We start from the raw sequence: 15,510 nt of genomic DNA, 5'->3' as shown, positions 1-15,510 counted from the left end.
CATCCAGACCCCATACGGGCATTCGAACCGCTCTGTGCCTTGGCGAGCGGCAACTCAGGAAGAGGTAAGCATGAAAACTTCGGTTATTTTCGGCACGCTCGTCGTGGCCGGTCTGTCGGCTGCGGGCGCTGCGTCCGCCGGCACGCTCGATGATGTCAAGGCACGCGGCGTCGTGAACTGCGGCGTCAACACGGGCCTCGTGGGCTTTGCCGCGCCCGATGCCAACGGCAACTGGTCGGGCTTCGATGTCGCGCTGTGCAAGGCCGTCGCCGCGGCCGTTCTGGGCGACCCCGCCAAGGTGAAATATGTCCCCACCACCGGCCAGACCCGCTTCACCGCGCTGGCCTCGGGCGAAGTCGATCTGCTGGTGCGCAACACCACCCGCACCTTCTCGCGCGAAACCGATCTGAAGATGGATTTCCCGGCGATCAACTACTACGACGGCCAGGGCTTCATGGTGCGCAAGGATTCGGGCGTGACCTCGGCCAAGGAGCTGAACGGCGCTTCGGTCTGCATCCAGACCGGCACCACGACGGAACTCAACCTCGCCGACTACTTCAAGTCGAACGGCATGACCTATCAGCCGATCGCCATCGATTCGAATGCCGAGGGCGAGCAGCAGTTCCTGGCCGGCGCCTGTGACGCCTATACCACCGACGCCTCGGGCCTCGCCGCGACGCGTGCCGCCTTCCCGAGCCCGCAGGACTACATCATCCTGCCGGAGATCATCTCGAAAGAGCCGCTCGGGCCGGCCGTGCGCCACGGCGACAACAACTGGGGCGATATCGTCGGCTGGACCTTCTATGCGCTGGTCGCCGGCGAGGAATACGGCGTGACCGCCGCCAACGTCGACGAACTGGCCAAGGGCACCGAGAACCCGGAAATCAACCGTCTGCTCGGCCATGAGGGCAACCTCGGCGCGATGATGGGTGTTCCGAACGACTGGGCCGTCAAGGCGATCAAGGCCGGCGGCAACTATGGCGAGATCTTCGAGGCCAATATCGGCGAGAAGACCCCGATCGGTCTGGCCCGCGGCCTGAACGCCCAGTGGACGCAGGGCGGTCTGATGTATGCCCCGCCGTTCCGGTAAGGGCTGATTCTCCGGGGGCGCACCGATTCGTCGGCGCGCCCCCCTTCCGTTTCGAATAGAGTGACCTCGCGGGCCGAAAGGCATCACGACAATACGGGGCAAACCCGGGCGTGAGAGCGGGAACAGGGGAAGCAACATGACAAGCGCACCCGATGCGCCGGAACAGGGATTCCGGCTCAGTCAGCTGATTTATGACACCCGGTATCGCTCGCTGACCATTCAGGTCGTCGTGCTGATCGCGGTGATGGCTGCGGCGGGCTGGCTGGTGGACAACACGGTCCGCAACCTCCATGCCCTCGGCAAGGATTTCAATTTCGGGTTCCTGTGGAACCGTTCGGGCTATGACATCGCCCAGTATCTGATCCCCTACAGCAACGACAGCACCCATGGGCGCGCGATGCTGGTGGGGCTGCTGAACACGGTGTGGATCTCGGTCCTCGGCTGTGCGGCGGCGACGGTGATCGGGATCTTCGTGGGCGTGCTGCGGCTGTCGAAGAACTGGCTCGTGGCGCGGCTGATGACCGTCTATGTCGAGACCTTCCGCAACATCCCGGTGCTGCTGTGGATCCTGGTGTCGATGGCGGTGCTGACCGAGATCGCGCCGGGGCCGAACGAATACAAGGTCAATCCGGCGACCGGCGAGGCCTCGGCCTCGATGATGCTGTTCGATTCGGTGGCCTTCACCAACCGCTATACCGCGATCCCCTCGGCGAGCTTCGGCCGCTCGCTCGGCACGATCGACACGCCGCTGATGCCGGTTTCGGTCGACTGGGTGCTGGTTTTCGCGGTTCTGGCGGTCTCGATCTGGGCCAATGCGCGGTTCCGCAAATGGGCCGACGCAGTGCAGGAGAGCACCGGCGCGCGCCCGACGACCTGGTGGAAAAGCATTCTGATCGTGCTGGTTCCGGTGGTGGTGGTGGCGGTGGCGCTTGGCTTCCGCATCCACGAGCCGGTGCTGAAGGGTTTCAACTTCGTCGGCGGCACCAATGTGTCGAACTCTTTCGTCGCGCTTTGGGCGGGGCTGTCGCTCTATACCGGCGCCTTCATCGCCGAGAACGTCCGCGCCGGCATCCTGTCGGTGTCGAAAGGCCAGAGCGAGGCGGCCTTCGCCCTCGGTCTGCGGCCGGGGCGCACGATGAGCCTGGTGATCCTGCCGCAGGCGCTGCGCGTCATCATCCCGCCGCTGATCTCGCAATACCTGAACCTGATGAAGAACTCGTCGCTGGCGATCGCCGTGGGGTACATGGATCTGCGCGGCACGCTCGGCGGTATCACGCTGAACCAGACCGGACGCGAGCTGGAATGTATTCTGTTGATGATGCTGATCTATCTCGGGCTGTCGCTGGTGATCTCGACGGTGATGAACGCGTTCAACCGCAAAGTTAAGCTGAAGGAGCGCTGAGATGATTGGCAAGACTTCGCCTTCGGCACCCTATGTGCGCAAGCTGATGCTCGATCCGCTGCCGCCGCCGGCCAAGGCCTCGGGCGTGTCGCTGTGGCTGCGCGAGAAGCTGTTCTCGAGCTGGGGGAATGCCTTCCTGACGGTGATCGGGATCGGTCTGATCTGGCTGCTGGTCAGCCATTTCGCGCCCTGGTTCCTGCACGGCGTGTGGAACGCCGATTCGCTCGCCGCCTGCCGCAAGACCATCGCCACTACCTGGGGCGAGGGGGCAAGCGGTGCGTGCTGGGCGGTGATCCGGGCACGCTGGAACCAGTTCATCTTCGGCTTCTATCCGGCCGAGATCTACTGGCGCCCGGTGCTGACCTTCGTGCTGTTCTTGCTGGCGCTGGCGCCGGTGCTGTTCTCGCAGCTGCCGCGCAGGCTGTTGTGGGGCTCGCTCGTTTATCCGCTGGTGGCGATCTGGCTTTTGTGGGGCGGATCGGTCTGGCCGGTGGCGATGATCGGGGTGGGCTTCGTCATCGGCGCGGTGCTGTGGCGTGTGCTGGTCGCGAAGAACGCGATTCTTGCGGCGCTCGCCGCGGTCGTGGTGCCGGTGCTGTTCTGGCTGTTCCTGACCGGGCCGATCGACGATCTGCTGGGCAAGGTGCTGCCGGTCTCGATCCAGTCGGTGCCCTCGCGCCAGTTCGGCGGCTTCCTGCTGGCGATCGTGCTGGGCGCGGGCGGCATCGTGATGTCGCTGCCTCTGGGGATCGTGCTGGCGCTCGGCCGGCGGTCGGACATGTTCCTCGTGAAGATGTTCTCCATCGGCTTCATCGAGTTCGTCCGCGGTGTGCCGCTGATCGCGCTGCTGTTCGTGGCCTCGCTGCTGCTGAACTATTTCCTGCCGCCGGGCACCAATTTCGACATCATCTTGCGGGTGATGATCCTGGTGACGCTGTTCTCGGCCGCCTATATCGCCGAGGTGATCCGCGGCGGTCTGGCGGCGCTGCCGCGCGGGCAATACGAGGCGGCCGATGCGCTCGGCCTCGATTACTGGAAGGCGCAGCGGCTGATCGTTCTGCCGCAGGCGCTGAAGATCTCGATCCCCGGTATCGTGTCGAGCTTCATCGCCATGTTCAAGGACACGACCCTCGTCACCTTCGTCGGTCTGTTCGAGCCGCTGAAGTCGATCCCCGATACGATCCGCGCGGATTTCGCGTGGAAGGGCATCTATTGGGAGTTCTTCGTCTTCGTCGGTGCCATCTTCTTCATTATCAACTTCGGCATGTCGCGCTATTCGATGTATCTCGAGCGCAAGCTGAAACGTGACAACCGCTAAGGAGTAACCCATGCCGGAAACCGCAACGAAACTGCAGGTCTCGGACGAGGTCGCGGTCCAGCTGGTCGACGTCAACAAGTGGTACGGCCAGTTCCACGTGCTGCGCGACATCAACCTGACGGTTCAGCGCGGCGAGCGCATCGTCATCGCCGGGCCTTCGGGTTCGGGCAAATCGACGATGATCCGCTGCATCAATCGTCTGGAAGAGCATCAGCAGGGCAAGATCATCGTCGACGGGACCGAGCTGACCTCGGATCTGAAGAACATCGACAAGGTGCGCTCGGAAGTGGGGATGGTGTTCCAGCACTTCAACCTGTTCCCGCATCTGACGATTCTGGAGAACTGCACCCTCGCGCCGATCTGGGTGCGCAAGATCCCGAAGAAGGAAGCCGAGGAAACGGCGATGTATTTCCTCGAGAAGGTGAAGATCCCGGATCAGGCGCACAAGTATCCCGGAATGTTGTCGGGCGGCCAGCAGCAGCGCGTGGCCATCGCGCGTTCGCTGTGCATGCGCCCGCGCATCATGCTGTTCGACGAGCCGACCTCGGCTCTCGACCCCGAGATGATCAAGGAAGTTCTCGACACCATGATCCAGCTCGCCGAGGAAGGCATGACCATGCTGTGCGTGACCCACGAGATGGGCTTCGCTCAGGCCGTGGCGAACCGGGTGATCTTCATGGCCGACGGTCAGATCGTCGAGCAGAACAACCCGCATGACTTCTTCCACAACCCGCAGTCGGACCGCACCAAGCAGTTCCTGAGCCAGATCCTCGGGCACTGAGTCATCGGGCACTGAGGGCGGTTCGTCCGTGGGGTGAAAAAAGAGAGGGGGCGCTGCCCCCTCTTTGCCTTTCAGGCAAATTCACCCCCGGGATATTTATGGAAAGCCGAAAAGGAAAACGCGCGCGAAAGGGGAGACCTTCGCGCGCGTTGTTCTTTGGTGTGCAGGGGCGCGCCGGGGCGCCCCCTGAGGGATCCGGTCAGGCCTGCAGCGGGCGGACCGAGATGTCGCCTTCGGCGCGCGACTTCATCGCCGCGACGGCCGCGATCGAGGCGGCTGCGGTGGTGAAGTAGGGGATGTGGTCATGGAGCGCCACCGCCCGGATGTCGCGGCTGTCGGAGATCGACTGCGTGCCTTCGGTGGTGTTCATCACAAGCGCGATCTCGCCGTCCTTCAGCCGGTCGACGATGTTCGGGCGTGCCTCGTAGACCTTGCTGACGCTTTCGGCCTCGATGCCATGCGACTTCAGCCAGCCGGCGGTGCCGCGGGTGGCGATCAGGGTGAAGCCCATCGCGATCAGATCGCGCGCCGCCCCCGCCAGATCGGCCGACTTGTCGGCATCCTTGACCGAGAGGAACACGCGCCCCGATTCCGGCAGTTTCGTGCCGGCGCCGAGCTGCGCCTTGAGGAAGGCGCGCGGGAAGTTGCGATCCCACCCCATGACTTCGCCGGTCGAGCGCATTTCCGGCCCGAGCAGCGTATCGACACCCGGGAAGCGGGCGAAGGGCAGCACCGCTTCCTTGACCGAATACCAGGGCGTGATCGGATCGGCGAGGGTGAGCGCATCGGCGAGCGGCAGGGCCGTTTCCGGGCCGACGCCGGCCGGGTAGGGGGCGCGGTGCGGGAAGGCCGACATCGGCTCGCCGGCCATCAGCCGCGCGGCGATGGAGGCGATGGCGCTGTCGGTCGCCTTGGCGACGAAGGGCACGGTGCGCGAGGCGCGCGGGTTCACTTCGAGGACGTAGATGTCGCCATCCTTGATCGCGAACTGCACGTTCATCAGGCCGACCACATGCAGCCCCTTGGCGAGCTGGATGGTCTGGCGCTTCACCTCGGCGATCAGCTCGTCCGACAGCGAGTAGGGCGGCAGCGAGCACGCCGAGTCGCCCGAGTGGACGCCGGCTTCCTCGATATGCTGCATGATGCCGGCGACATGGACGGTCTCGCCGTCCGAAAGGGCGTCGACGTCCATCTCGATGGCGCCCGACAGATAGCTGTCGAGCAGCACCGGGCTGTCGCCCGAGACCACCACGGCGGTGGTGATGTAGCGCTTCAGCTGGTCGAGGTCGCGCACGATTTCCATCGCGCGGCCGCCGAGCACGTAGGACGGGCGGATCACGATCGGGAAGCCGATGCGGCCGGCGATCTCGAAGGCCTCGGCCTCGCTGTGGGCGATGCCGTTCACCGGCTGACGCAGGCCGAGCTGCTGCAGCAGATGCTGGAAGCGCTCGCGGTCCTCGGCGAGGTCGATGGCGTCGGGCGTGGTGCCGAGGATCGGGATCCCCTCGGCCTCGAGCGCATTCGCCAGCTTCAGCGGCGTCTGGCCGCCGAACTGCACGATCACGCCGTGCAGCGTGCCGTTCTCCTGCTCGACGCGCAGGATTTCGAGAACCGATTCGAGGGTGAGCGGTTCGAAATACAGCCGGTCCGAGGTGTCGTAATCGGTCGACACGGTTTCCGGGTTGCAGTTGACCATGATGGTTTCATAGCCGGCATCGGAGAGCGCGAAGCAGGCATGGCAGCAGCAATAGTCGAACTCGATGCCCTGACCGATGCGGTTCGGACCGCCGCCGAGGATGACGACCTTCTTGCGATCCGAGGGCCGCGCCTCGCATTCGACATCGCCCATCGCCGGGGCTTCGTAGGTCGAATACATGTAGGGGGTCTGGGCCTCGAACTCGGCCGCGCAGGTGTCGATGCGCTTGAACACCGCCTTGACGCCGAGGTTGCGGCGCGCGCGGCGCACCTGGGCCTCGTCGCGGCCGGTCAGCTTCGCCAGACGCTTGTCCGAGAAGCCCATCATCTTCAGCTTGCGCAGGCCCTCTTCGGTGAAGGGCAGGCCGGACTTGCGGACCTCGGCCTCGGCATCGACGATCTCGCGGATCCGGTCGAGGAACCACGGATCGAACGAGGTCACGTCGTTGATCTCGGCATTGGTCAGCCCGAGGCGCATCGCCTGGGCGATGTAGCGGATCCGGTCGGGGTTGCGCAGCGCCAGAACCTTGACGATGGCGGCCTTGTCGGGCGCGCCGGGGATCTCGATCTCATCGAGGCCCGACAGCCCGGTTTCCAGCGAGCTGAGCGCCTTTTGCAGCGATTCGTGGAAGGTGCGGCCGATGGCCATCGCCTCGCCCACGGATTTCATCGCGGTGGTCAGTTCGGGCTTGGCGCCGGGGAACTTCTCGAAGGCGAAGCGCGGGATCTTGGTCACGACATAGTCGATCGAGGGCTCGAACGAGGCCGGCGTCACCTTGGTGATGTCATTGTCGAGCTCGTCGAGCGTGTAGCCGATGGCGAGCTTCGCTGCGACCTTGGCGATCGGGAAGCCGGTGGCCTTCGAGGCGAGCGCCGAGGAGCGCGACACGCGCGGGTTCATCTCGATCACCACCATGCGGCCGTCGGCCGGGTTGATCGCCCATTGCACGTTGGAGCCGCCGGTCTCCACGCCGATCTCGCGCAGAACGGCGATCGAGCCGTTGCGCATGATCTGATATTCCTTGTCGGTCAGCGTCAGGGCCGGGGCGACGGTGATCGAGTCGCCGGTGTGCACGCCCATCGGATCGACGTTCTCGATGGCGCAGACGATGATCGCGTTGTCATTCTTGTCGCGCACCACCTCCATCTCGAATTCCTTCCAGCCGAGGAGGGATTCGTCGACGAGGATCTGACCGACCGGCGAGGCGTCCATGCCGTTGTGGCAGATCTCGATGAAGTCGTCGCGGTTGTAGGCGATGCCGCCGCCGGTGCCGCCGAGGGTGAAGGCGGGGCGGATGATCGCCGGCAGGCCGATGTGATCGAGCTGCGCCAGCGCCATCTGCACGCCCTTGTGCAGATCCTTGTGGCCCTTCTCGTCCTTCGGCGCGGTGATGATGGTGGCCTTCGGGTTCTCGAGGCCGATGCGGTCCATCGCCTCGCGGAACAGCGCGCGGTCCTCGGCCATCTCGATGGCGTCGCGGTTGGCGCCGATCAGCTCGACGTTGAACTTGTCGAGAATGCCCATGTCGGCAAGCGCGAGCGCGGTGTTCAGGCCGGTCTGGCCGCCCATCGTCGGCAAGATCGCGTCGGGGCGTTCCTTCTCGATGATCTTGGCGACGACCTCGGGGGTGATCGGCTCGATATAGGTCGCGTCGGCCATGTGCGGATCGGTCATGATCGTCGCGGGGTTCGAGTTCACCAGGATGACCCGGTAGCCCTCTTCGCGCAGCGCTTTGCAGGCCTGGGCGCCGGAGTAGTCGAACTCGCAGGCCTGACCGATCACGATGGGCCCGGCGCCGATGATGAGGATGGACTTCAGGTCTGTTCTCTTCGGCATGATGGGCCCCTTTGATCGGTTGGCAGCAAGAAGCGCAGGGCCCGGCCAGGCTCTGCGCAAATTGATGGGGGTTATAGTCAGGGAACGGCTTTGTGCAAGGGCCAAAGGGGCATTCCGGGGGTCATTCGCCGGGCTTTCGTTCCCGGGGCGGGTCGCGGCGCAGCAGCAGCGCGACGGCAAGAGCGCACAGCCCGGTCCAGAACGCGCTCTGCACCCAGGTGAAGGTGCGCAGCGACAGAAGCTGCGTCGCCGCCGGCGTATCGAGCGCGATTGCCCCGAGCAGAACGGCCGTGGCCGGCAGTGGCGCCATACGGGCGAGGATCGCCGGTGCGATCAGCATCGGCACGATCATGTAATGCAGCCAGCTCAGCGGTCCGAGCAGGAAGATCCCGATGCTGAGCGCCAGCAGGCCGAGCGTCATTTCGGTCTGTCCGCCGGCGCCGCGGGCACGCCAGGCCAGCGCGGTGGCGAGCGTTCCGGCGAGGGCCACGATCCCGGCCCCGGTGCTCACCGGCGCGGAGGGATGACCGAAGGCCAGCCATGCCTGGTCGAAATGAAAGGTCTCTGCCAGCCCGAAATGCGCCAGCAGATCCTGCACCGCGATCCGTGGCGCGGGGTTCATGTAGCCCCACACCATGTTCTCCGATGCCAGCGCCAGCTGATCGAGGAAAGCCCGGTGCAGTGGCCAGCCGAGCCATGCCACCGACAGCACCGCGAGTGCCGCGGCGGTCGCCAGACAGGCAGCCAGAGCCCCGAACCGGCGTCGGGGCAGGAACAGCAGGCACAGCGCGATGGGCAGCAGCTTGATCGCCGCGGCAAGGCCGAGCAGCCCTCCCGCCAGCCGCGGATGCCGGTCGAGAAGGGCGAAACAGGCAAGCGTCAGGAACGAGATCAGGATGTTCGGCTGATTGTAGGCCAGAGCGATCTGCGCCGGCAGAGTGATTGCCAGAACCGCGACCCCCCAGCACCGAAAGGCGGAGCGCGACAGGATGCGGGGCCGGGCGATCCGCTCGGCGAGCAGCACGCAGCCCGCGAGCATCAGCACATTCGCCACCATCGCCAGATCGAGAAACCGCTGCGCGCTCAGCTCGCGGCTGACCGGGGCCATCAGCCCGGCCCAGACCGGCGGATAGGCATAGGAATAGACGACCGCCGCCGGGCGGCCCCGCAGTTCGGCGTCAAGCAGCGGCTGCCATGCGGGCGGGGTGCCGCCGAAGAAGCCCGGTGGGGCGGCATAGACCAGATCGGGCTGCCCCGCGGCGAGGAAATGGCCCGCGAACCACAGTGCCGCCATGTCGCCGCCCCATTGCCCGATGTTGCCGGCGATCGCCAGCACGACCCAGCCCAGAAGCAGCGCCGTCCCGGCGTGATCGCCCACCAGCCCCGCCAGGGTTCTGCCGGTTCCGCGCAAGCGGGCATCCGGGGGTATCCGTGTCGTCATCGTCCGATCCGTCGTTTCGCCTGCGCGCCCCCCGGGGGGCAGTCCGTCCTTCGTGTCGTGTCTGCGCGCAGGCCGGGCGTCACTGCGCCGCCATGCAGTCCGGCCCCGCCGCCTCTCTGGTATCGCCGGCCGGTTCGGTGTCCGGCACGGTATAAAGGTAGTCGCGCGTCAGCGGCACGTCGGTCACCTCGTGGCACAGCTGATACTGAAATACCACCTCGCCGGCATGGCGAAACGCCATTTCGGACGCGATCAGGTAGAACCGCCACATCCGGGTGAAACGCGCATCGTAAAGCGCGCGTGCCTCGTCGAGATGCGCCTCGAACCGGGTCAGCCAGGCGCGCAGCGTCTCGGCGTAATGCACGCGCCAGACCTCCAGATCGGCGATGATCAGCCCCTCTTTCTCGACCGCGGCCGAGGTCTCGGACATCGCCGGGCAATAGCCGCCCGGGAAGATATACTTGCGTACCCAGTCCGAGGTTACCCCCGGCGGATCGGCCCGGCCGATGAAGTGGATCAGCGCCACTCCACCCGGGTTCAGCATCTGCTTCACGTGCCGGAAGTATTCGCGGAAATGCGGGATGCCGACATGCTCGAACATGCCGACCGAGACGATGCGGTCGAACCGTTCTTCGAGGTTGCGATAGTCGCACAGCCGGATGTCGATGCGGTCTTCGAGTCCCGCCTCGCGCACCCGCTGGCGGGCAAGGGCGTGCTGTTCGTGCGAAAGGGTCACGCCGACCACCTGTGCGCCGTAATCGCGTGCGAGCGTCAGCGCCATGCCGCCCCAGCCGCAACCGATGTCGAGAACCTTCATCCCCGGCCGCAGCAGCAGCTTGCGCGCGATATGGGCCTTCTTCGCCTCCTGCGCCTGTTCGAGCGTCATGCCGGGGCGCGGGAAATAGGCGCAGCTGTATTGCCGGTCGGCGTCGAGAAACAGATCGTAAAGCTTGCCCGACAGGTCGTAATGGCTTTCGACGTTGCGCGCGGCGCGGCCGCGCGGGTTGAACTGCGCGAGGCCCCGGGCGAGGAATTTCAGCGCCCGCATCGGGCGCTCGAACCAGGGCATCCCGGAAGGGCGCATGTTGGTCATGATCAGTGCGAGGAAGCCCGACAGGTTGTCGTCGCCAAGCACGAAGGCCTCATCCATGTAGCCCTCGCCGATGCCGAGGTCGGGGTTCAGCACGATCCGTTTCGTCAGCGCGGGATCGCGGATCGTCATGCCGATCGCGGGCCCGGTGCCGTCGCCATAGCCGATCCGGGTGCCGTCGGAATAGGTGACGTCGAGCGTGCCCTTGCGGATCAGGTGCCGCGCGAGGCGGTCGGTCAGCTTGTCCCAGAAGTTCATTGTCCGTCCTCCGTCCTGCGCCGCCGGCTGCCTTCGGTTGCGGGCCGGCGCGCGGGCGGGGCGGGAGAGGCGGGCGTGGGCGGGCCACGCGCCCGTCAGACCGTCCGCGGCCCCGGGGCGCGCGGCAGCGAAACAAGGCGGCAACGATGAAGAGAATGTTAACGGCAGACGGACCTTTGACGAGTCCGATGATGTGTCGAAATGCGTGTATTGGGCAGGTTTTTGCCACCGTGTGGTGAAACGCGCCCAAAAATCCGGCAGTTCCCTTGCGTTTCCGGCCCGATCCCGGAGAGCGTCGCCCCCCGCCACGGGGCCCCCGCACCGTTCCGGCCTTGACTTTCGCCCCCTGTGCGGGTGTATCGGCCCGATGCGGGATCCGCCCGTGAAACCTTGGGGAAATACGCCATGCACGCCTATCGCAGTCACACCTGCGCCCAGCTTTGCGCCGCCAATGCCGGCGAGACCGTTCGCCTGTCGGGATGGGTGCACCGGGTGCGAGATCACGGCGGCGTGCTGTTCATCGACCTGCGCGACCATTACGGCATCACCCAGATCATCTGCGACGCCGACAGCCCCGCCTTCGCCGCGCTGGAGAAAGTGCGCGCCGAATGGGTCATCCGCATTGATGGCACGGTCAAGCTGCGCGCCCCCGAGCTGGTGAACCCCAAGCTCTCCACCGGCGAGATCGAGGTCTACGTGACCGATATGGAAGTCCTCGGCGCCGCCGACGAACTGCCGCTGCCGGTGTTCGGCGATCAGGATTATCCCGAGGAAACCCGCCTCGCCTATCGCTTCCTCGACCTGCGTCGCGAGGGGCTGCACAATAACATGATGCTGCGCTCGAACGTGGTGCGCAGCCTGCGCAACCGCATGTGGTCGACCGGCTTCAACGAATATCAGACGCCGATCATCACCGCCTCCTCGCCCGAGGGCGCGCGTGACTTTCTGGTGCCGTCGCGTCTGCATCCGGGCAAGTTCTACGCGCTGCCGCAGGCGCCGCAGCAGTTCAAGCAGCTGATCATGGTCGCGGGCTTCGACCGCTATTTCCAGATCGCGCCCTGCTTCCGCGACGAGGATCCGCGCGCCGACCGCAGCCCGACCGATTTCTATCAGCTCGATATCGAGATGTCCTTTGTCTCCCAGCAGGACGTGTTCGACACCGTTCAGCCGGTGCTGACCGGCCTGTTCGAGGAATTCGGCAAGGGCCGTCCGGTCAACAAGGAGTGGCCGCAGATCGCCTATCGCGATGCGCTGATGTGGTATGGCTCTGACAAGCCCGACCTGCGCAACCCGATCAAGATGGCCGATGTGTCGGAGCATTTCCGCGACTCGGGCTTCGCGATCTTCGCCAAGCTGCTGGAGACCGAGGGCACCGAGGTCCGCGCGATCCCCGCGCCGACCGGCGGCAGCCGCAAGTTCTGCGACCGGATGAACGCCTTCGCTCAGGCGAACGGCCTGCCGGGCATGGGCTATATCTTCTGGCGCCACGGCGATGCCGGCATGGAAGCGGCCGGCCCCATCGCCAAGGCGCTCGGCGCCGAGCGCACCGAGGCGATCCGCACCCAGCTGAACCTGAAGGAAGGCGATGCGGTGTTCTTCCTCGGCGGCAAGGCGGAGCATTTCGTCGCCGTCGCCGGCAAGGCCCGCAACGAGATCGGCCGCGAGCTGAAGCTGACCGACGAGAACAGCTTCCAGTTCTGCTGGATCGTCGACTTCCCGATGTATGAGAAGACCGAGGAAGGCACGCTCGATTTCAGCCACAACCCGTTCTCGATGCCGCAGGGCGGTCTCGAGGCGCTGAACGGCGATCCGCTGAAGGTGCTGGGCTATCAGTATGACCTCGCCTGCAACGGCTACGAGCTGATCTCGGGCGCGATCCGCAACCACGATCTGTCGATCATGTACAAGGCCTTCGAGCTGGCGGGCTATCCGAACTCGGAAGTCGACAAGCGGTTCGGCGGCATGGCGAAGGCGTTCCGTTACGGCGCTCCGCCGCACGGCGGTTGCGCGATGGGCATCGACCGCGCGGTGATGCTGCTGGCCGATGAGGTCAACATCCGCGAGGTCATCATGTTCCCGATGAACCAGCGCGCCGAGGATCTGATGATGGGCGCGCCGTCCGAGCCCACCAACGAGCAGCTGCGCGAACTGCGTCTGCGGGTGCTGCCGAAGGAAGACTGATCCTTTCAGGGGGGCTCTGCCCCGCAGAAAAGTTGAAGTGAGGGGGCTCTGCCCCCTCGGGCCTTCGGCCCTCACCCCCGGGATATTTGGGGCGAATCGAAAGCGGGGGCGGTTTCGCTCCCGCTTTCTTTTTGCGGATCGCCTGCTCAGGCCGAGACGGCGAGTTCGGTCATCATCCCGGTGGCGAGATGGCCCATGTGATGGCAATGCAGCATCCAGGGCGCGGCCTCGCCGGCGTCGAAGGCGATAGTCACGCTGCCCATCGCGGGGACATGCACCGTGTCGCGCATCGCGCCCGAGAACCGCTTGCCGTTCAGTGCGACCACCTGGAAGACATGGCCGTGAAGGTGCATCGGATGCGCCATCATCGACATGTTGTGGAAGGTCAGCTCCACCCGGTCGCCGGATGTCACCGCGACGGGCTGGCGGTTTTCCCAGGTGCGCCCGTCGATTGTCCAGACATAGGGCTGCATCGAGCCGCTGAGCATGACCGTCCGGGCCGCCTGCACCGGACGCGCGGCGAGAGGGGTGAGAGCGCTGAGTGCGCTTTCCTGACGCATGTCGCCCGAGACGGCGGGATGGGCGGTGTCGGACAGCGCCGCGATGCGCGGGATGGCGGCGCCCTTCGGGGCGAGGACGATGCCAGTGCGCTCGCGCGCCCCCTCGCGCAGCGCGAGGACCGGCAGTGCCTTGCCGTCTGTGGGCATCTCCAGCTCGATGTCGAGCCGCTGCGCCGGAGCGGCGGAGAAGCGCGTGCCGGCGAGGGGCACGACCGGCTCGCCGTCGACCGCAACCAGATGGCCGGTGACACCGCCGAGGTCGATCCAGAAAGCGGTCATCGCGGCCGCGTTCAGCACCCGCAGCCGGATCCGGCCGCCCGGCTCGGTGCGGATCACATCGGGGTCGTCGAGGGTGCGGTCATTCGCGAGATAGGCGTCGAAGTCGAAATCGTTCAGATCCATCGCCATGCCCATTCCCGAGCCCATTCCCGAGCCCGACATGTTCATGCCCGCCATTCCGGAACCGGACATGTTGCCCATGCCCTGCATCCCCGACATGGCGCCACCCTGCATGGAGTGCCCCGACATGCCGCCCATCCCGGGCATCGCGGCCATGCCGCCCGCGGGCGGGGCGGAGTGATCCATCGTCATGTGATCCGGTGCGGTGCCTCCGGTGACGCGGGCAAGGACCTCCTGCGGGGTGAGGAACGAGAAATCGTGCAGGAACATCACCACCTCCTGCCGGTCTTCGGAGATGTCCTCGGGCCGGTGCACGATCAGCGGTGCGGCGAGCAGGCCGATCTCCTGTTCGGGGAGGTGGCTGTGCATCCAGAACATGCCGGGGCGGGGGGCGAAGTCATAGGCGCGGGTTTCGCCGGGCTTCAGCATAGGGTTGGTGTTGGGCACGCCGTCCTGGGCGTTGGGCGGGATCTGGCCGTGCCAGTGCACGATTGTGTCGATGTCGAGGGCGTTGCTCAGCGCGGTGCGGAACCGCTCGCCGGGGGCGAGGGTCAGGCCGGGGCGCCCCTGGGCATTCAGCAGCCCCATGACGGTGGCGGCGCGGCCGTTCACCTCGATGGTGCGGGTGGTGGCGGTCAGCGAGAAGCCTTCGGGCGCCGCGCGAAGGCGGGCGGGAACGGCAAGCGATGCGGACAGGGCCGCGGAAGCGGCGAGAAAGCCGCGGCGGGAAAAGCGGGTCATGATGATCTCCGGTGAAGACGAGGGTGTCGTTCGGGACGGGGATCAGGCGCGCGGCGGGTGGCGTTCGGGTTGCGGTGCGCGCGAAGGGGCGCTTTCGGCGACGGACAGGGCCCAGACCGGCGCGGTCCTGCGCGCCGGAAGCGCCGCGGTTGCCGCTGGCACGGGCAACCCGAGACCGAGACAATGCTGAACGCAGGCCATGTCCGGCGGCATCTTTGCCGGGGCGGGGTGGTCAGCCCCGTCATGCGGACAGGCGGGATCGGCGGCGGGCATGTGGGCGGTCATGGCTTGTGCCGGCATGGTCATGCCCGACATGCCGGTCGCTGCCTGTGCCGGCAGCCCGAGACCCACCGCGAGGGCGGTGACGATCAGAAGGCGCAGACAGGCGGACAGAAGCGACATGATCCGAGGCTAGCGCAGGGGATCGGACTTGTCAGGTGACATTTCCGGCATCTGCGGGGGGGGGAAGGGGGCTTCGCCATGCTTGCCGCGATGGAGACGAGGCGGTGCGCCGCGGTATTCCGGACCGCATGTCGTTGAGGTCGTCAACCGCACCGGGCCCATCGCATGTCATGGGCAGCGCCGGAACACCCTCTGAACTCCGCATGGGCGAGCCGGATGCGGGGGGGGGCAGCGGAATGACAAATGATCATTTTGGCGGCAGGCGGAATGAATTTCGATCATCCTGGCGTCATTGCCGGTTCGCAAGGCCGTATC

The 15,510-nt window shown here is 66.0% G+C and carries 10 protein-coding genes; 5 read left to right on the top strand and 5 right to left on the bottom strand.

Going from position 1 to position 15,510, the window contains the following annotated elements; genetic code table 11:
- The first annotated feature begins 70 nt into the window (after positions 1 to 70).
- The 4 genes from CG50_RS01765 to CG50_RS01750 all read left to right on the top strand — a co-directional run bounded on the left by CG50_RS01765 (position 71) and on the right by CG50_RS01750 (position 4,591).
- Positions 71 to 1,090 (top strand): amino acid ABC transporter substrate-binding protein, encoded by a 1,020-nt coding sequence (locus CG50_RS01765; RefSeq protein WP_036634518.1) that lies wholly within the window; start codon positions 71 to 73, stop codon positions 1,088 to 1,090.
- Between the two features lie 136 nt (positions 1,091 to 1,226).
- Positions 1,227 to 2,492 carry an amino acid ABC transporter permease gene (locus tag CG50_RS01760; protein WP_036634515.1) on the top strand — a complete coding sequence of 422 codons (1,266 nt, stop codon included), beginning with the start codon at positions 1,227 to 1,229 and terminating at the stop codon, positions 2,490 to 2,492.
- A gap of 1 nt (position 2,493) precedes the next feature.
- Complete coding sequence (locus tag CG50_RS01755; RefSeq protein WP_036634513.1) at positions 2,494 to 3,810, top strand: amino acid ABC transporter permease; 1,317 nt, start codon at positions 2,494 to 2,496, stop codon at positions 3,808 to 3,810.
- A gap of 10 nt (positions 3,811 to 3,820) precedes the next feature.
- Positions 3,821 to 4,591 carry an amino acid ABC transporter ATP-binding protein gene (locus CG50_RS01750; protein ID WP_036634511.1) on the top strand — a complete coding sequence of 257 codons (771 nt, stop codon included), beginning with the start codon at positions 3,821 to 3,823 and terminating at the stop codon, positions 4,589 to 4,591.
- Between the two features lie 199 nt (positions 4,592 to 4,790).
- Here CG50_RS01750 and carB read toward each other — a convergent pair whose 3' ends face one another.
- From carB to CG50_RS01735, 3 genes are all read right to left on the bottom strand, one after another.
- Positions 4,791 to 8,123, bottom strand: a complete 3,333-nt coding sequence (gene carB, locus CG50_RS01745; RefSeq protein ID WP_036634508.1) for a carbamoyl-phosphate synthase large subunit — start codon at positions 8,121 to 8,123, stop codon at positions 4,791 to 4,793.
- 121 nt (positions 8,124 to 8,244) lie between these two features.
- Complete coding sequence (locus CG50_RS01740) at positions 8,245 to 9,534, bottom strand: glycosyltransferase 87 family protein (protein WP_036634507.1); 1,290 nt, start codon at positions 9,532 to 9,534, stop codon at positions 8,245 to 8,247.
- Positions 9,535 to 9,643: 109 nt separating this feature from the next.
- Positions 9,644 to 10,912 (bottom strand): SAM-dependent methyltransferase, encoded by a 1,269-nt coding sequence (locus CG50_RS01735; RefSeq protein ID WP_036634504.1) that lies wholly within the window; start codon positions 10,910 to 10,912, stop codon positions 9,644 to 9,646.
- A 405-nt stretch (positions 10,913 to 11,317) separates the two neighbouring features.
- On the opposite strand from CG50_RS01735, the gene aspS reads away from it, so the two are divergent.
- Positions 11,318 to 13,093, top strand: a complete 1,776-nt coding sequence (gene aspS, locus CG50_RS01730) for an aspartate--tRNA ligase (protein ID WP_036634501.1) — start codon at positions 11,318 to 11,320, stop codon at positions 13,091 to 13,093.
- Positions 13,094 to 13,239: 146 nt separating this feature from the next.
- Here the strand turns inward: aspS and CG50_RS01725 are convergent, their stop codons facing one another.
- Positions 13,240 to 14,793 carry a multicopper oxidase family protein gene (locus CG50_RS01725; protein WP_036634499.1) on the bottom strand — a complete coding sequence of 518 codons (1,554 nt, stop codon included), beginning with the start codon at positions 14,791 to 14,793 and terminating at the stop codon, positions 13,240 to 13,242.
- Between the two features lie 42 nt (positions 14,794 to 14,835).
- Positions 14,836 to 15,195, bottom strand: coding sequence for a hypothetical protein (locus tag CG50_RS01720; protein ID WP_036634498.1), 360 nt, complete (start codon positions 15,193 to 15,195; stop codon positions 14,836 to 14,838).
- Between the last annotated feature and the right edge of the window lie 315 nt (positions 15,196 to 15,510).

Source organism: Paenirhodobacter enshiensis (assembly GCF_000740785.1).
GTDB classification, from domain to species: Bacteria; Pseudomonadota; Alphaproteobacteria; order Rhodobacterales; family Rhodobacteraceae; genus Rhodobacter; species Rhodobacter enshiensis.
Note: the sequence above shows the minus strand (reverse complement) of the source record. Positions and strands in the feature narration are given on the sequence as shown.